12 protein-coding genes are annotated in these 15,096 nt (G+C 70.4%); 9 read left to right on the forward strand and 3 right to left on the reverse strand.

The genetic code is table 11. The features are described 5' to 3' along the window. The first annotated feature begins 14 nt into the window (after positions 1 to 14). Both JOF43_RS14320 and JOF43_RS14325 read left to right on the forward strand, forming a co-directional pair. The gene (locus JOF43_RS14320) at positions 15 to 1,082 is read left to right on the forward strand and encodes a YeeE/YedE family protein (RefSeq protein ID WP_209903390.1); all 1,068 of its coding nucleotides are present in this window, start codon (positions 15 to 17) and stop codon (positions 1,080 to 1,082) included. Between the two features lie 61 nt (positions 1,083 to 1,143). Beyond that, the gene (locus JOF43_RS14325) at positions 1,144 to 1,374 is read left to right on the forward strand and encodes a sulfurtransferase TusA family protein (protein WP_209903392.1); all 231 of its coding nucleotides are present in this window, start codon (positions 1,144 to 1,146) and stop codon (positions 1,372 to 1,374) included. Between the two features lie 72 nt (positions 1,375 to 1,446). On the opposite strand, the gene JOF43_RS14330 is transcribed toward JOF43_RS14325, so the two are convergent. Beyond that, positions 1,447 to 3,594, reverse strand: coding sequence for a hypothetical protein (locus tag JOF43_RS14330; RefSeq protein WP_209903394.1), 2,148 nt, complete (start codon positions 3,592 to 3,594; stop codon positions 1,447 to 1,449). Positions 3,595 to 3,783: 189 nt separating this feature from the next. Here JOF43_RS14330 and JOF43_RS14335 point away from each other — a divergent pair, with 189 nt between their 5' ends. The 7 genes from JOF43_RS14335 (at position 3,784) to JOF43_RS14365 (ending at position 13,520) form a co-directional block, all read left to right on the forward strand. Continuing rightward, positions 3,784 to 4,497, forward strand: coding sequence for a DUF4194 domain-containing protein (locus JOF43_RS14335; protein WP_342592190.1), 714 nt, complete (start codon positions 3,784 to 3,786; stop codon positions 4,495 to 4,497). Positions 4,498 to 4,707: 210 nt separating this feature from the next. Next, complete coding sequence (locus JOF43_RS14340) at positions 4,708 to 6,654, forward strand: glycosyltransferase (protein ID WP_209903397.1); 1,947 nt, start codon at positions 4,708 to 4,710, stop codon at positions 6,652 to 6,654. An 82-nt stretch (positions 6,655 to 6,736) separates the two neighbouring features. Further along, positions 6,737 to 8,518, forward strand: a complete 1,782-nt coding sequence (locus tag JOF43_RS14345; protein ID WP_342592191.1) for a CDP-glycerol glycerophosphotransferase family protein — start codon at positions 6,737 to 6,739, stop codon at positions 8,516 to 8,518. A 165-nt stretch (positions 8,519 to 8,683) separates the two neighbouring features. Then, positions 8,684 to 10,708 carry a glycosyltransferase family 2 protein gene (locus JOF43_RS14350; protein ID WP_209903398.1) on the forward strand — a complete coding sequence of 675 codons (2,025 nt, stop codon included), beginning with the start codon at positions 8,684 to 8,686 and terminating at the stop codon, positions 10,706 to 10,708. Continuing rightward, complete coding sequence (locus JOF43_RS14355) at positions 10,705 to 11,511, forward strand: polysaccharide pyruvyl transferase family protein (RefSeq protein ID WP_209903400.1); 807 nt, start codon at positions 10,705 to 10,707, stop codon at positions 11,509 to 11,511. Before JOF43_RS14350 ends, JOF43_RS14355 begins: the two co-directional genes overlap by 4 nt. 175 nt (positions 11,512 to 11,686) lie before the next feature. Further along, positions 11,687 to 12,634 carry an ABC transporter permease gene (locus JOF43_RS14360; RefSeq protein WP_245354560.1) on the forward strand — a complete coding sequence of 316 codons (948 nt, stop codon included), beginning with the start codon at positions 11,687 to 11,689 and terminating at the stop codon, positions 12,632 to 12,634. Then, entirely contained in the window at positions 12,627 to 13,520 is an 894-nt protein-coding gene (locus JOF43_RS14365; protein ID WP_209903402.1) for an ABC transporter ATP-binding protein, read from the forward strand. The genes JOF43_RS14360 and JOF43_RS14365 overlap by 8 nt, the downstream gene beginning before the upstream one ends. Before the next feature lie 117 nt (positions 13,521 to 13,637). Here JOF43_RS14365 and JOF43_RS14370 read toward each other — a convergent pair whose 3' ends face one another. Beyond that, positions 13,638 to 14,345, reverse strand: a complete 708-nt coding sequence (locus tag JOF43_RS14370) for an SDR family NAD(P)-dependent oxidoreductase (RefSeq protein ID WP_209903404.1) — start codon at positions 14,343 to 14,345, stop codon at positions 13,638 to 13,640. Beyond that, positions 14,338 to 15,024, reverse strand: coding sequence for an IspD/TarI family cytidylyltransferase (locus JOF43_RS14375; protein ID WP_209903406.1), 687 nt, complete (start codon positions 15,022 to 15,024; stop codon positions 14,338 to 14,340). The genes JOF43_RS14370 and JOF43_RS14375 overlap by 8 nt, the downstream gene beginning before the upstream one ends. Positions 15,025 to 15,096: the final 72 nt, after the last annotated feature.

Consider the following 15,096-nt stretch of genomic DNA (forward strand, 5'->3'; position numbering starts at 1 on the left):
GTTAGCGTGTCGGGATGATCCTCACCGGCCTCGTCCTCGGCGCCGCGCTGGGCTATGTCCTCCAGCGCTCGCGCTTCTGCGTCACCGGCGCCTTCCGCGACCTGTACATGGCGCGCTCCGCCCGATACTTCATCCCGTTCCTGCTGGCCATCGCCATCCAGGCGATCGGTGTGGGCGTCCTGACGGGCCTCGGCGTGATCGCCCCCGAGCCCGCGAGCTTCGCCCCGCTGGCAGTCATCGGCGGAGGTCTGCTGTTCGGCGTGGGCATCATCATGGCCGGCGGCTGCGCCACCGGCACCTACTACCGTGCCGGCGAAGGCCTGCTCGGCTCCTGGGTCGCCCTGATCTTCTACGCACTGTTCGCCGCGATCATGAAGTACGGGCCGCTGGCCGGATTCAACGAGGCCGCGCGCGCTCGCACGGTCGGCGACGCGACGCTCCAGGAGACCCTCGGCGTGAGCGTGTGGGTCCCCATCGTCGTGTTCGCCGCGATCGTCGCCGTGCTCGTGGTCCGTCAGGTCCGTCGCAACGCCCGGCACCGGACCGCGACGCTGCCGGCCCGCCGCTCCGGCCTGGGCCACTACCTCGCCGACGTCGCCTGGAGCCCTTGGGTGGGCGGCGTGCTGCTGGGCCTGATCGCCCTCGCCGCCTGGCCGCTGTCCACCGCGGCCGGACGCAACGGAGGCCTGGGGATCACCACGCCGTCGGCCAACATCGTCACCTTCCTGACCACGGGCGACGTGACCCTCGTGGACTGGTCGATGATGCTGGTGCTGGGCATCCTGCTGGGCTCCTTCGTCGCCGCCAAGCTCTCCGGCGAGTTCCGCTGGCGCGTGCCGGATGCGTCCACGATGCTGCGCAGCGCCGGCGGCGGCGTGGCGATGGGCATCGGCGCCTCCCTCGCGGGCGGTTGCACGATCGGCAACTCCCTCGTGGAGACCAGCCTGTTCAGCTACCAGGGCTGGGTGTCGCTGATCGCGATCATGCTCGGCACCTGGGGCGCCGCCTGGGTGTTCCTGGTGCGCCCCCAGAAGGCCGCTGCCGCGAACCGTCCCGCCCCGGTGCTCACGCCCGCCGCCTGAGACTGGCCCGCACCGGCCGGCCTCCCAGATTCCGCAGACCACCACCCGACAAGGAGTCCTCATGACCGCCTACACCCTCGAGACCAACGGGGCCGTCTGCCCCTTCCCGCTGATCGACGCGAAGAGCGCGATGGAGCAGCTGAGCTCCGGTGATGACCTGGTCATCGGATTCGACTGCACCCAGGCCACAGATTCCCTGCCCCAGTGGGCCGCGGAGGACGGCCACGAGGTGGTCGCCTTCGACCGGGTCGGGGACGCCGGCTGGTCCATCACCGTCCGCAAGGGCGTCTGAGCGTCACGACCTCGCACGCCAGTGCCCGGGGCCCCGCATCGGGGCCCCGGGCACTTTCGTCATCGGCAGCCGTCAGCGGCGCGGCTCGGTGCCGTCCTCCGGGGTGCCTCCCTCGGCGGAGTCGTCTCCCGGGGCCCGGAACTCCGGCGGCCGCGGCGCGAGGTCACCGCTTTCGTCGGTGAGCGGCTCCTCGCCTCCCGGCTGCCCCTCCTCCTCGCCCTGCAGACGCTGCTCGTAGCCGTCCTGCCGGAACTCGTCGGGCTCCGCGCCGTACTGGCCCTCACCATAGGGAGAGGTTCCGGTACGGGCGGCCTGGGAGTAGCCGCCCGCGGGGCCCGCCTCCGGGCCGGACCGGTTCTGGCCCTCCGGCTCGGTGCGGGCCGTGCCGGTCGCCGGATCCTGCGCCCCGGACGGGCCGTCGCTCCCGAGCGGCCTGGCGCCGCCCTCCTGCGGAGAGCCGGCCGTGTCGCCGGAGACGGGCACCCCCGGAGAGCCGACGATGTCCTCCTCCCGGCTCACCCCACGGGTCCGGCGCTCCTGGTCGGAGGGCTGCTCGGGAGCGGTGGCGCCACCCGGATCCGACGAGCGCTGGACCGGACGCCCGGTGTCCTGGATCCGGTGGTCCTGCTCGCTCCCCGCCTCACCGTGTGCGACGGGTGCGTCGAAGGCTTCCTCGTCGAGGGGGTCCTCGGTGATCGTGGCGCCATCAGTCTGGTCGGGCCGCTTCGTGGTGTCGTGGACCGGTGTGGCGGTGCCGGCGTCGTCCTGGGGCGCCGAACGGTCCGCGGCGAGGTCCTCGCCACCGGGACGTCCGCGGTCGGTGTCGGGCTGTTCCCGGTTGTCATTCCCGTGCACTGAGGCGGCTGCGGCGCCGGTGCCGACGCCCGCTGCGCCGGCGACGCCCGCCGTGGCGGCGCCGGATCCGGTGCCGCGACGGTCCTCGCCGCCCCGGGTGTCGTGGCCCTCGTGCTGCGGGGCGTCTCCGTCGCGGGCAGGGCCGCCGGTGTCCGATCGAGCGCCGGTGTCCTGGTTCCGGGGTTCCTGTGCGGTCTCTTCCTCGCCCTGTGCGACGCGGTCCTGGAGGGTCTCCTCGTCGAGGGGCTCCTCGGTGATAGTGGCGCTGTCGGTCTCGTCCCTGGGGGAGGAACCCTCCGTGGCGGGGTCCTCGCCACCGCGACGTCCGTGGTCGGTGTGGGCCTGCTCCTGGTCGTCGTTCCCGTGGGCGGAGGCGGCTGCGGCGCCGGTGCCGACGCCTGCTGCGCCGGCGACGCCCGCCGTGGCGGCGCCGGATCCGGTGCCGCGAGGGTCCTCATGGGCGCCGGTGTCGTTCCCGCGCGAGGCTTGCTCCTGACCGACGGGACGGTCTCCGGCGTGCTCTCCGGTGGTGCGCTGGTCCGCGGTGCGTCCGTCCTGCGGGGAGACCCCTGGATCGACCTGATCGTCGCGGTGCGAACCCGTGTGGGCGTCCTGCGGAGCGGCCGTGCCCGCTCGGGCCGCTTCCTCCCGCGGGGTCTCGGCGGCCTCGCCGCGGTGCGCGGGGGCTTCGTCGGCCGCGGCATGGTCCTGCCGGGCGCCGGGCTCCTGGGTGACATCACGCGTGGACGACTGCTCCCCGCGCGAGCCCTGGTCCTTTCCGTGGTCGTCGTCGCGTCCGTGCGCCGACGCCGCGGCGGCCCCGCCGCCGACGCCGGCAGCCCCGGCGGCACCGGCCGCGGCCGCGCCGCTGCCGGAGCCCTCCTTCTCGCGACCCTCGTGGTCATCCCGACGGGTGGGGGCGGCCGAGCCGTCCTCGTCGGCACCGACCGGTCCGCGTCCGTCATCGGGGGTGTCGGGATCGAGACGGTCGGCTTCGTCGCGACGCTGCTGGACGTCGTGGCGATCCTCCTCGACGGCGGAGCGCTGCTCCTCGGCCTGGGCGCGTCGGCGCTCGGCGGCGAGCTGCTCCTCCTCCGCCTCCGTGGCCTTCTGGTCGGCCTGCAGACCGGCGCGGTCGGCCTCGAGCTCGCTCTCCTTGGCCGTCAGATCGCGCTGCTTGACTGACTTCTCGTCTTTCTGCGCCTGCTCGCGGAGCTCGGCGGCTCGCCGCCGGTCCTCCTCCTGCTGGCGGGCCTTGCGTCTCTTCGACGACAACACCCCCGCCACGATCAGCACGATCAGTATGACGAGGACCACCACGATGATCCCGATGAGGAGAGGGGTGGAGATCGGAAAGTCGTTCATGGTCGGCTCCTTGCATCTGGGACAGGGCCCTGACAGACCGGATGTGATCCGGCTCTCACGGGTGATTCCACCAGATGTGCGGTCGCGATGGTGACATTTCCGCAACGATCGACCATTCGGACGGGTCCGGGCGGCAGTGGCAGACGCTTTCCCGAAGCGGCATCGCGGACGCCGGTAGGGTGTGTCCCCGTGACCAGCTCAGTGCCCCGTACCGAAACCGATGACGCCCGGGAGGCCGGTGTCGAGGACGCGACGTCGCTGCCCGGCACCGCGCTGGTCGAGGATTCCCGCCGGGTCCTCGTGCACCTGCTGCAGGGTCCGTTCCTCGACGGTCGCCGCGACCCCGCGCGCTATGCCCAGCTGCTGCGCGATCGCGCGGGCATCGAGGCCCGCCTGGCGGATCTCTTCCTCGAGCTCGTGGTCGACGACGACGCCCAGGTCGCCTTCGTGCGCCAGAGCGAGGCCGACCCCGACGCCCCCAAGCTGCTGCGCCGGCTGACCGGACTGAACCGCCTCGATTCGGTGCTGCTGCTGGTGCTGCGCCAGATGCTGCTGACCCAGTCCTCCCGCGGGCAGCGCACCGTGGTCTCCGAGGCAGAGGTCCAGCAAGCGCTGGCCGCCTATCGCCGCACCACCTCGACCGATGAGGCCGGCTTCGCCAAGGAGGTCCGCGCCTCGATCGCCAAGATCCAGCGCGCCGGACTGCTCGACGAGCAGGGCGACGACTACGAGGTCTCCCCGGTGCTGCGCCTGATGATCGGCCCCGACACCGCCCGCGAGTTCATCGCGCTGTACCGCCAGGCGGGCGTCGGCGGCCTCGAGGATCCGACCGATGACGGCGCCGACGGCGAGGACGAGGGCGCCGGCACCGCCGGTTCCGGCGGGAGCACCGAGACGGACTGACGGATCAGTTTCCCGACCGAGCGGTAGGGCCTCGACAGGTGAACAGGGCCCACCTGGGGCGGGACCGCTGCCGTCGCGGTGCTCCTGCGGCACGGGGATTGCCTGATCGCTCGCCGTATGAGGGCATACCCTCATGCGGCGTCCAGCAGGGGTGATGCCGCGCGATCCGTGAAGAGTCGACGGGGGCGCGGATCCGAGGAGGTTCTCGACGTGGGCCAGCACAGTGACGTGGGCCAGCACAGTGACGAGCGCCCGCTCGTGTCGCTCGTGATCCCGGTGTACAACTCCATGCCGTATCTCCTCGAGACGCTCGACGCGATCCCGGGGCAGGGGTTGAGTCCGGCGGCGCTCGAGGTGGTTCTGGTCGACGACGGCTCGGACGACGGCTCCGAGAGGGTCCTGGCCGAGTACACGGCGAAGAACCCGAACTACCGTCTGCTGGCCCAACCCAATTCCGGCGGCCCGGCCGACCCCTGCAACAAGGGGGTCGCCGCCGCACGGGGGAAGTACTTCTTCGTCCTCGGCTCGGACGACGTGCTCACCCCCGGGTCGCTCGGTGAGCTCGCGGCCTACGCGGAGGCGGAGGGGTCCGACATCGTCCTGGCGAAGATGGCAGGACTGAACGGCCGTCATGCTCCGGGATCGATGTTCACGAAGTCCACGGCCGATGCGCACCTGGTCAAGGACCGTCTGTTCAACTCGCTCACCGCGATCAAGCTGTTCCGCACCGACCTGGTGACGAAGACCGGAGCCCACAATCCGACGCACCTGAGGATCGGCTCGGACCAGCCGTTCACGGCGGCCTGCTATCTCGTGGCCCGGAAGATCAGCGTGCGCGCCGATCGGGACTACGTGCTCATCCGGAAGCGGGACGACGGCAAGAACGTCACCTCCACCCCCCGGACCTCGAGGGAGTACGCGGACCTGCTGGCCGCCACCGTCGAGGTGATCGTCCGCTGGAGTGAGCCGGGTGAGCTCCGCGACGGCGTGCTCCACCGGCCCGTCCACGGGGCGCTGCGCAAGACCCTCCTGCCGCGCTTCCTCGACCTCGACGAGGACGAGCAGGACGCGGTGGTGTCCGAGATCCGAGGGGTGATGACCCCGGTGTTCTCCCCGCGGGTGGCCGGGCATCTGGGTTCCCTGGACCGTCTGAAGGTGCGCCTCGCCCTGGCAGGGCGCACCGACCTGCTGCGGAGGCTGATCGGCTGGGAGCAGCAGGGCGGCACGGACAGGCTCGTCCACGACGAGAACGGCTTCCGTCTGGACCTGCCGACGGATCTCGTCGCGTCGATCGGGCCGGAGCGGCTTCGCGACGTCAAGGTCGTCGGCGTCGCGACCCTCGAGGACCTCACCGTCGAGGGCGGGGTGCTCCGGCTCGAAGCCAGCGCGCACGTCCGCCACGGCGTCGACCCGCCGGACTCCGTCGCGCTGCGGCTGCGCCGACGGGGGAGCGAGGACTGGTTCGATGTGCCCGCCGCCCCTCTGCGCATCATCGGGCGGGGCGGGGCCAGGGCTCTGTCCTTCCGGACCCACGTCGAGACCGGGCGGCTCGACCGGGGGATCTGGGACCTGTCCGTCCTCCAGCGGTCCGGGGACGACGAGCTCGAGAACCGGCTCGGCCGCAACCGGTCCGATCGGGTCCCGGGGGACCGTCGGCGCCTCGTCGACGACGACGCGCCGCGCGAGATCGGTGTCGCCTACTTCACGCAGGGCTATGGCAACCTGTCGCTGGACATCGGATTCACCCTCCAGCCGCGAACGGGCCCCGAGGTGAGCCTCCTCGCCCTGCTGCGGACCGGCTCCGGCGCCCGAGTGGCTCTGCTGCGCCTCATCACGACGGAGCCCGTCACGCTCACCGCGCTCCTGCCCGGTGCCTCGGGACAGGCAGGAGTGGAGCTCCCTGCCGTCCAGGTCGGGGATGGTGTGCTCGCCGTCCATCTGCCCAGGAATCGTGACCAGGAGGAACGGCGGATCCAGGTGGAAGATTCCCTGGGTGCGGCCGTGCTCCGTCTCCCCGAGGCCGTCGAGGTCCCGGGCCTGGGGTCGCCGGAGGAGGCGCTCGCGGCAGGGGCACGAGCGGCCCGCGGTCTCGCCCGCCGCGCGGGTCTGCGACGTCCGCACCTGCTCTCGCGCCCCGCCCTGGGTGCCCGCCGATAGCTCTGGGCGTGGCAAGATCGTGCGGTGCCCCGTGCGATGACGGGACACGTCCCCCTGCCCCAGGAACGAGAGGTGCGACGGCGTGAAGGTGATCAGTGCGCAGAAGGCCGCGGAGATGCTGTCCCTCTGGTCCGTCGTCGTGAACACCCTTGCGGTGCTCTCGATCGTCGTGGTCGTCGGCCTGGGCGACCAGCGGCTCGCCGTGATCGCCCCGCTCGTGCCGCTGGTGATCATCCTGGTGCGCCAGCGCCGCGCCCTGACACGTCCGCCGCGCGGCATCGGAGGCATCGGGCGGTACCTCACCGCCCGCTACCTCCTGGTCGCGACGGCAGCGGTGCTGCTGTACACCGTCGGCGACCTGCGGACCTTCGAGATCCTCGTCGCCGTCCTCGCGATCGCCGCCCTCACCCTCGAGCCGATGCTGCGTTCCCTGAACGGCGTCGCCGTGCCGTACGCGGCGAACTTCCCGGGCCACGAGGCTCGTCAGCGGGCCTCGTTCCGCTACGGATGGATCTTCCCGCTGAACCTGCTGGGGCTGCTCGCACTCACCCTGACCGCCCTCGCTCCGACCGTCCTGCTGCTGGTCGCAGCGCTGATCTCGCTCGCCTCGCTCGTGACCTCCCTGCTGGCGATCGTGGACATCCTCGGCCGGATCCGGGAGCGTCGCCGCTTCCAGGCGCAGCTGCCCGAGACCCTCGAGGCGATGGAGCCCGGGTTCTACGTGTACTGGCACGCGCCGCCCCGCTCGGCCTTCCAGGTCACCATGTGGCTGCCCTACCTCGAGCGGCTCGGCGTGCCCTTCGTCCTGGTCGTGCGCACCGCCGCGAACTTCCGCCAGCTCGCCGACGTGACCGACCACCCGGTGCTGCTGCGGCGTTCCCTGACGGATCTCGACGACCTCATCGTGCCGTCCGTCCGTGGGGTGTTCTACGTGAACAACGCCATGCGGAACAACCACATGGTGCGTTACGCCGAGCTGACCCACATCCAGCTCCTGCACGGGGAGTCCGACAAGGCCTCCAGTGCCACGCCGATCATCCGCATGTACGACCGGGACTTCGTGGCCGGACAGGCCGCCATCGACCGCTTCGACACCTTCGGCGTGCCGATGCGTCCCGAGATCTTCCGGATCGTCGGCCGCCCCCAGGTCGAGCACGTCGAGGAGGCGCGCGGCCAGATCGGCCGGCTCGAGGACCGCTCCGTGCTGTACGCGCCCACCTGGCTGGGCTACCAGGCCGAGACCAACTACTCCTCCCTGCCGATCGGACCCGCGATCGTGCGGGCCCTGCTCGAGCGAGGCTGCCGGGTGGTCTTCAGACCCCATCCCTACAGCTCGCGGTCCCCGGAGCTGCGGGAGTCCTGCCGGGAGATCCGCGAGATGCTCGCGGCCGACGCCGCCGCCACCGGCCGGGAGCACCTCTACGGCGACCTCGCGGAGACCGAGATGAGCATCGTGGACTGCTTCAACGCCTCCGATGCGATGATCTCCGACGTCTCCGCCGTGGTCGGGGACTTCCTCCACTCGGGCAAGCCGCTGGCCATGGTCTCCCCGCGCACCGGGGCGGCGGAGTTCACCCGTGAGTTCCCGATGGCCCGCGCCGCCTACGTCCTGGTCTCCCAGGGCACCGAACCGACCAACCTCGACGAGGTGCTCGAGAACCTCACCGGCGCCGATCCCCACGAGGCCGAGCGGAAGCGGTGGGCGACCTATTACCTCGGCGACATCCCGCGCGAGAGCTACGCCGAGCGCTTCGTCGACGTCGCCCGCGAGGAGCTCGGCCTTCAGGCGCCCGCCCCCCGCGGCGCGTCCGACGCCGCCCCCACCCCTGAACGCACGGTTCACGGGCGTCGCCGGAGACCGTGAGGCGTGTCCGACACCGCCCCCCGCCCCGGTCCCACCCGTCCTGATCTGCGCCGGGGCCGGTGCTACGCTTCCCGCCAGCGACAGCCCCGGCGGTCGGGGACGAGGACCGAGCGTTCAGCGGCGCTCGGCCGGTACGAGCCCGACCGCCCCGAGAGATGAGGTCCCATGACCCCCCAGGTCTCCGTGATCGTCCCGGTGTACAACTCCGTGGACTACGTGCGTGAGGCGATCCAGTCCGTGCGTGAGCAGACCATCGATCCGGATGCCGTGGAGATCCTCGCCGTCGACGACGGTTCGACCGACGGCAGCGATGCGGTGCTGGCCGAGCTGGCCGCCGAGGACCCCCGGATGACGGTGATCACCCAGGAGAACTCCGGGACCCCGGGCGGCGGGCGCAATCCCGCGATCGGGCGGGCCACGGGAGAGTTCGTCTTCTTCCTCGACTCCGACGACCGGCTGACCCCCGATGCGCTGCGCCGCATGGTCGAGGTGGCCCGCACCGAGAACTCCGACGTCGTGCTGGGCAAGCTGACCAGCACCGACAAACGGCAGGCCCCCAGCACCATGTTCACCCGGACCATCCTGGACGCCGACCTGGTGCAGAACAAGGTCTTCAACACGCTCGGGCCGACGAAGCTGATCCGTCGCGAGATCATCGAGCGCCTCGGCCTGCGCTTCCCGGAGGATCAGAAGGTCGGCGAGGACCAGCCGTTCATGGCGGCCGTCTATCTCAACGCCCGCAAGCTCTCGATCCTCTCGGACATGGACTACTACGTCATCCGGCACCGGACCGACGGCAGCAACCTGACGCTCGTGAAGCAGAGCTCCGAGTCCCAGTTCGCGATCGCCGTGCGTCTGAGCCAGGTCATCGAGCAGTACACGGAGGTGGGCGACACCCGCGACGCGCTGCTCAAGCGGCCGATGGGCTGGACCATGAAGCGTGCGCTCGATTCCCGCTGGCAGGGCGTGGACCGCGCGGAGCAGGAGCAGCTGGCCGAGTTCTTCCGCTCCGAGATCGGCCACCTCTACACCGAGGGCGTGCGCCGCGTCATCGAGGACGACATCCGCTCCGAGCTGGATCTGCTGATGGCGGGGGACCTCGACGGCCTGCAGGCGTACTCCTCCTATCTGGCCGGGAAGCCGACCCGCCGGCTCACCTTCCGCGACGGCGAGTTCCGTCGTCACCTGCCCGAGAGCGTCGCCCACCTGGTGCCGCCCGAGGAGCTCGTGGTCGGCCCGCCGAAGATGACCTGCCGCCTCGAGGACGTGAGGATCGACGGCGAGCGGGTGAGCGTCGCCGCGACCGTGCGCATCGCCGACCTCGACGGCGCCCCCGACGCCCTCGTGCTGCGGGCGCGCAAGCGCAACGACGAGCAGGAGGTCGCGGACTTCCGCGTCGTCTCCGAGGACCTCTCCGCGGGAGCCCCGACCTTCGCGCTCAGCGCCGAGCACGACGGCCTGGACCGCGGGGTGTGGGACCTCTTCGTCGTCGCCCGTTTCGGCGACTTCGAGAAGCCGATCCGCCTCGGCGCCGACCGGGCGCGCACGATCGAGCCCGAGGGCGTCTCCAACCTCGGGGAGGACCCGGCCCCTCAGGACCGGGTGATCGCCTACTTCACGCAGGGGCACGGCAACCTGTCGATCGACCGCGGCGGTGTGATGCACCGGAAGCTGGCCGGAGCCCGGGCGATCGGACTCACGCTCGACGAGAACGGTCGCGCGGTGATGCTCGTGGCCACCACCAGCGAACCGACTCCGCAGGACGAGTACTTCGGGCACCTCGAGGGCACGCCCCAGCACGGGGGCCGTCAGCTCCTGCCCCTCACCCGCCTCGGCGAGCGTCTGATCGGGCTGCGCCTGCCCCTGACGGCGCAGATGGTCGGTGCGAGGCTGAGCGTGACCGCCGTGCTCGGCGGTGGGAAGACGCCCCTGCGGGCGAGCGGCACCGAGTTCTGGCCCGCCCGCGCCGCTGGATTCGGCCTGTCCCTCGACGAGGACGGCGCGCTCCGGGTCACCGCTCCGCACGAGAGCGGCCGCAACCGGCTGCCGCTGCCCACCTTCGACCCGCGCACCCGCTCCGAGCGGCTGCGGACGGTCCGGGACCGGGCGGCCACCGCCGTCTCCGGGGCCCCCGTCGTCGGCCCCGTGCTGACCCGCGCGGTGCGCCGCGTGCGGAGGTGGCGCTCGTGAGCGCCCCGATCAAGACGTTCTGGTGGCGATGGAAGTATCCCCATCGACTGAACTTCGGGGACGAGCTCACCCCACCGTTGGTCGAGCGCCTCACCGGACGACGGGTCACCTGGGCGTCCCCGGAGAAGTGCGATCTGGTGGGCGCCGGCTCGGTCGTCCAGATGATCCTGCGACGTCAGAAGCAGAACCAGCCCCGGGTCTGGGGCAGCGGCTTCATCCGTCCTGCGGCCGAGGGGGAGGAGCGCGCCCGGCTCGACGCGCTCGCGGTGCGGGGCCGCTCCACCCTCGGTCGCGTCGAGAACCTCTCCTCGCGCGAGATCGCCCTCGGCGACCCCGGGATCCTGGCGCCGCTGCTCGTGGACGGCACCGTGAAGAAGCGCTACACGCTCGGAGTGATCCCGCACTACCACGACGTCACCTCGCCCGTGGTGGAGCAGATGAGGGCCCTGGGCTCCGGGGTGCGGGTGATCGACGTGGCGTGGACCCCGCAGGAGGTCGCCCGGGAGATCGCCGCCTGCGACGCGGTGATCTCCTCGAGCCTGCACGGGCTGATCTTCTCGGACGCCCTCGGCGTGCCGAATGCGCACATCCGCCTGGGCGACAAGCTCAAGGGCGGGCTGTACAAGTTCCACGACTACTACTCCGCCTATCCTGTCGCGGACCGCTACCGCGAGTACGCGCTGCCGACCGGGGGACCGGAGTCGCTGCATGCCGTCGTCGACACCGTCATCGACGGCTATGCCGAACCCGTGGGCCTGCGCGACCTGCAGGACGGTCTGACCCGGGCGCTGCGCGAGATCTGAGCGCCCACAGGGGGCGTGCGTCACCGCGTCTGTGCTGTGAGGGCGCACCGCCGTACAGTGGACCCTCGCGTACGTCGGGGTCCCTCAGGGCGACCACCCGCGTCGCTATCATGAACGACAGCCCGAGGACCGACAGTCGCGGGAGAACGACCCCCGGCGAGATGGGAGCAGCGTCTTGACGAACGCCCAGTCAGGGCCCGCCACGGCACCGACGGTGCCGCCACCGCTGGAGCGCACCTTCTCCCCGGCCGCGGTGGACGCCGCCGTCCGGGATAACGCTCTGGATCGGATCGGGGTCCGGCCCCGTCTGGGGACTTACTTCAAGGAGCTCTGGGAGCGCCGGGCGTTCATCCGGGTGCTGGCCGTCTCCAAGGCGTACGCCGAGAACCAGAGCACCTATCTGGGGCAGGTCTGGACGCTGATCTCCCCGATCATCAACGCCTCGGTGTACGTGCTGATCTTCGGGTTCCTCCTGCAGCTCGGCAGGGCGGGCATCGAGAACACGATCGCGTTCATCGTGGTCGGCGTGTTCATGTTCCGCTTCTTCGAGCGCTCGGTGATGGCCGGCGCCCACTCGTTGAAGAACAACATGAACCTGGTGCGGTCGGTGCAGTTCCCCCGCGCCGTGCTCCCGATCTCGGGCGTGCTCTCCGAGCTCACGGTGCTCGGACCGGCCCTGGTGGTCATGTGCGTGATCTCGTACCTCTCGGGATTCTTCCCCTTCGCCGGGACCGTCACGATCGACTGGTACTGGCTGCTGCTGATCCCGGCCGTGATCCTGATGTGGATCTTCTCGACGGGCTGCGCCTTCATGGCGGCCCGCTGGGTCGCCATGACCCCGGACCTCGACAACCTGCTGCCGCACTTCATGCGGATCCTGATGTACGCCTCCGGCGTGATCTTCTCGATCGACAGGTACCTGGGCCAGTTCAGCTGGGGCTGGCTGATGGAGTACCAGCCCGTGGCCGTGTACCTCTACCTGGTGCGATCCTCGATCCTGAACGAGCCGGCCTACACCCCCGACGCCACGATGTGGCTGCTCGGGGTCATCTGGGCGGTGCTGTTCAGCGTCATCGGCTTCTTCGTGTTCTGGGGTGGAGAGGAGCGATACGGACGTGACTGACATCGACGACGACGAGATCGATTTCGAGATCGACCCGGAGGACCTCGGGTCGACACCGGTCGAGCAGGCCCCCTCGGAACAGCTCTCCCTGCTGGTCAACGACCTGCACGTGTCGTACCGTGTGTTCGGTGCGAAGAAGGTCGGGCACGGCCCCGGCCAGAAGACGAGCCTGCTGGGCCGCCTGGCCCGCCGTGGCGCCGCGGACCCGCCGGTCCGCGAGGTCAAGGCGGTGCGCGGGATCTCCTTCGCCGCCCGTCACGGCGAGGCGATCGGCATCATCGGCGTGAACGGCTCGGGGAAGTCGACCCTGCTGCGCGCCATCGCCGGCCTGGTCCCGCCTGCCGCGGGAACGGTCCACGTGGCCAGCAACCCGTCCCTGCTCGGGGTCAACGCCGTGCTGATGAAGGACCTCACCGGCGAGCGCAACATCATGATCGGCGCGCTGGCCAACGGACTGACCATCGAGGAGACCCGGGAGCGCTACCAGGAGATCGTCGACTTCGCCGAGATCGGCGACTTCGTGAACCTGCCGATGAAGGCGTACTCCTCCGGGATGGGGGCGCGGCTGCGCTTCGCCATCTCCGCCTCGGCGGTCCCGGACATCCTGATGATCGACGAGGCACTGGCCACGGGCGACGCGCACTTCCGCGCCAAGAGCAAGGCCCGGATGGACGAGATCCGCCAGTCCGCCGGCACCGTGTTCCTGGTCAGCCATTCCCTGGCGACGGTCCAGTCCATGTGCACCCGCGTGCTGTGGGTGCACGAGGGCAAGCTCGTGATGGACGGCGACCCGCGCGAGGTGTGCCAGACGTACAAGGAGTACGTCCACGCCAAGAACGCGCTGCGCAAGAAGGCCGCCGCCACGGGCGGCACCTCGGCGCCCTGAGGCCGTCACGGCCGCCGAGGGTGGTGGTCGTACCCGGCAGCGTCCGCAGGACTCCCGGACGACAGCAGGGCCCGTGCACCCTCGGTGCACGGGCCCTGCGTCAGGAGCACTGCGGCGTCATTGGCGCACGACGATGTTCTCCGAGTCGATGAAACGTCCCACCGGCGAGGACATGGTGTTGATGACCTGGGCGACGTGCTCGGGCTGCATGATCGTGCTGGGATCCTCGTCCGGGGCGAGGGTCTTGCGCAGATCGGTCGCCGTGCGACCGGGCGAGAGGCACACGACGCGAGTGCCGTAGATCGACAGCTCCTCGCGCATCACCTGGCTCATGTTGATCACGGCGGCCTTGGAGGCCGAGTACGTGAGCCAGCCGGAGCGGCCGTTGATGCCCGCGGTCGAGGCGATGTTGACGATGAGATCGAAGCGGTTGCCCCGGTTCAGCAGCGTCTTGACGATCGTGAACGGACCGTAGAGGTTCACGTTGATCGTCTTCTCGAAATCGGCCATCTTGACCTGCTGGAGCGGCACCGGGTTGGTGTACCCGGCGTTGTTGACCAGCACGTCGATGTTGCCGACCTCGTCGTGGGCCTGCTTGATCGCCTTCTTCAGGGCGGAGCGGTCGCCCACGTCGACCTTCATGGGTACGATCCGGCGCCCGACGGGCAGCTCCTTCTCGAGCTCGGCGACGTTGGTGTCGAAGTCCTCGGAGTCACGCGCGAACATCACCACCGTGGTGATCTCGTCGTTGTTGAGGATGAATCGACGGGTGGTCTCGAGGCCGATGCCTCGGGATGCTCCGGTGACGAGCGCGGTCTTACTCATCGTCGTCCTCCTCGGGTCGCAGGAGGAATCCTGCCATCTTCAGATCGGTGCTGGTGGTGACCTTGAAGTTGCGGTCCGAACCGTCGACGAAGTGGACGGGGAAGCCGCTGTCGGCGACGAGCGTGGCGTCCTCGGTGTACTCCGTCTTCTGCTCGAGGGCGCGGGAGTGCGAATCCTGCAGATCGGACTTCGAGAACTTCTGGGGCAGCTGCACGTTGCGCAGCCGGTCGCGCTCGAGCGAGCCGGTGACCTCGGAGGTCTTCGGGTCGACCGGGGCGACGGTGAAGGAGATCTCGGACATCAGCGAGACGTTGCGGAACTGCGAGTCGATCAGTCGCTGGAAGTCGGAGGTCTGCACCAGGGGTCGGGCCGACTCGTGGATGATCACGTCGTCGTTGGTGCAGTGCGGGAGCATCGCGGCGACCGAGGAGTGCCGGGAGTGCCCGGCCTCCACCAGCGTCACCGGCGTCGAGATCGCGTAGGCCTCGAGGACCTCCTCGATCTTCTCGCGCCAGTCGGGCGGGTAGTTCACGACGATCTGCGAGATGTGCTCGACGCGATCGGCGGTGACGAGCGCGTAAACCAGGATCGGTATCCCGCGGAGTTTGAGGAGCTGCTTCGGCTGGTTCGCACCTGTGCGACTGCCTATCCCACCGTTGAGGAGGATGAGTGAGTACATATGGGTTCCTTCGTGCGGGGTGGCGGGACTGCCCCGGAGGTGACGTGTCACATGGTCACAGGCCCGCATCCG

The organism is Brachybacterium sacelli (assembly GCF_017876545.1).
Taxonomy (GTDB): domain Bacteria; phylum Actinomycetota; class Actinomycetes; order Actinomycetales; family Dermabacteraceae; genus Brachybacterium; species Brachybacterium sacelli.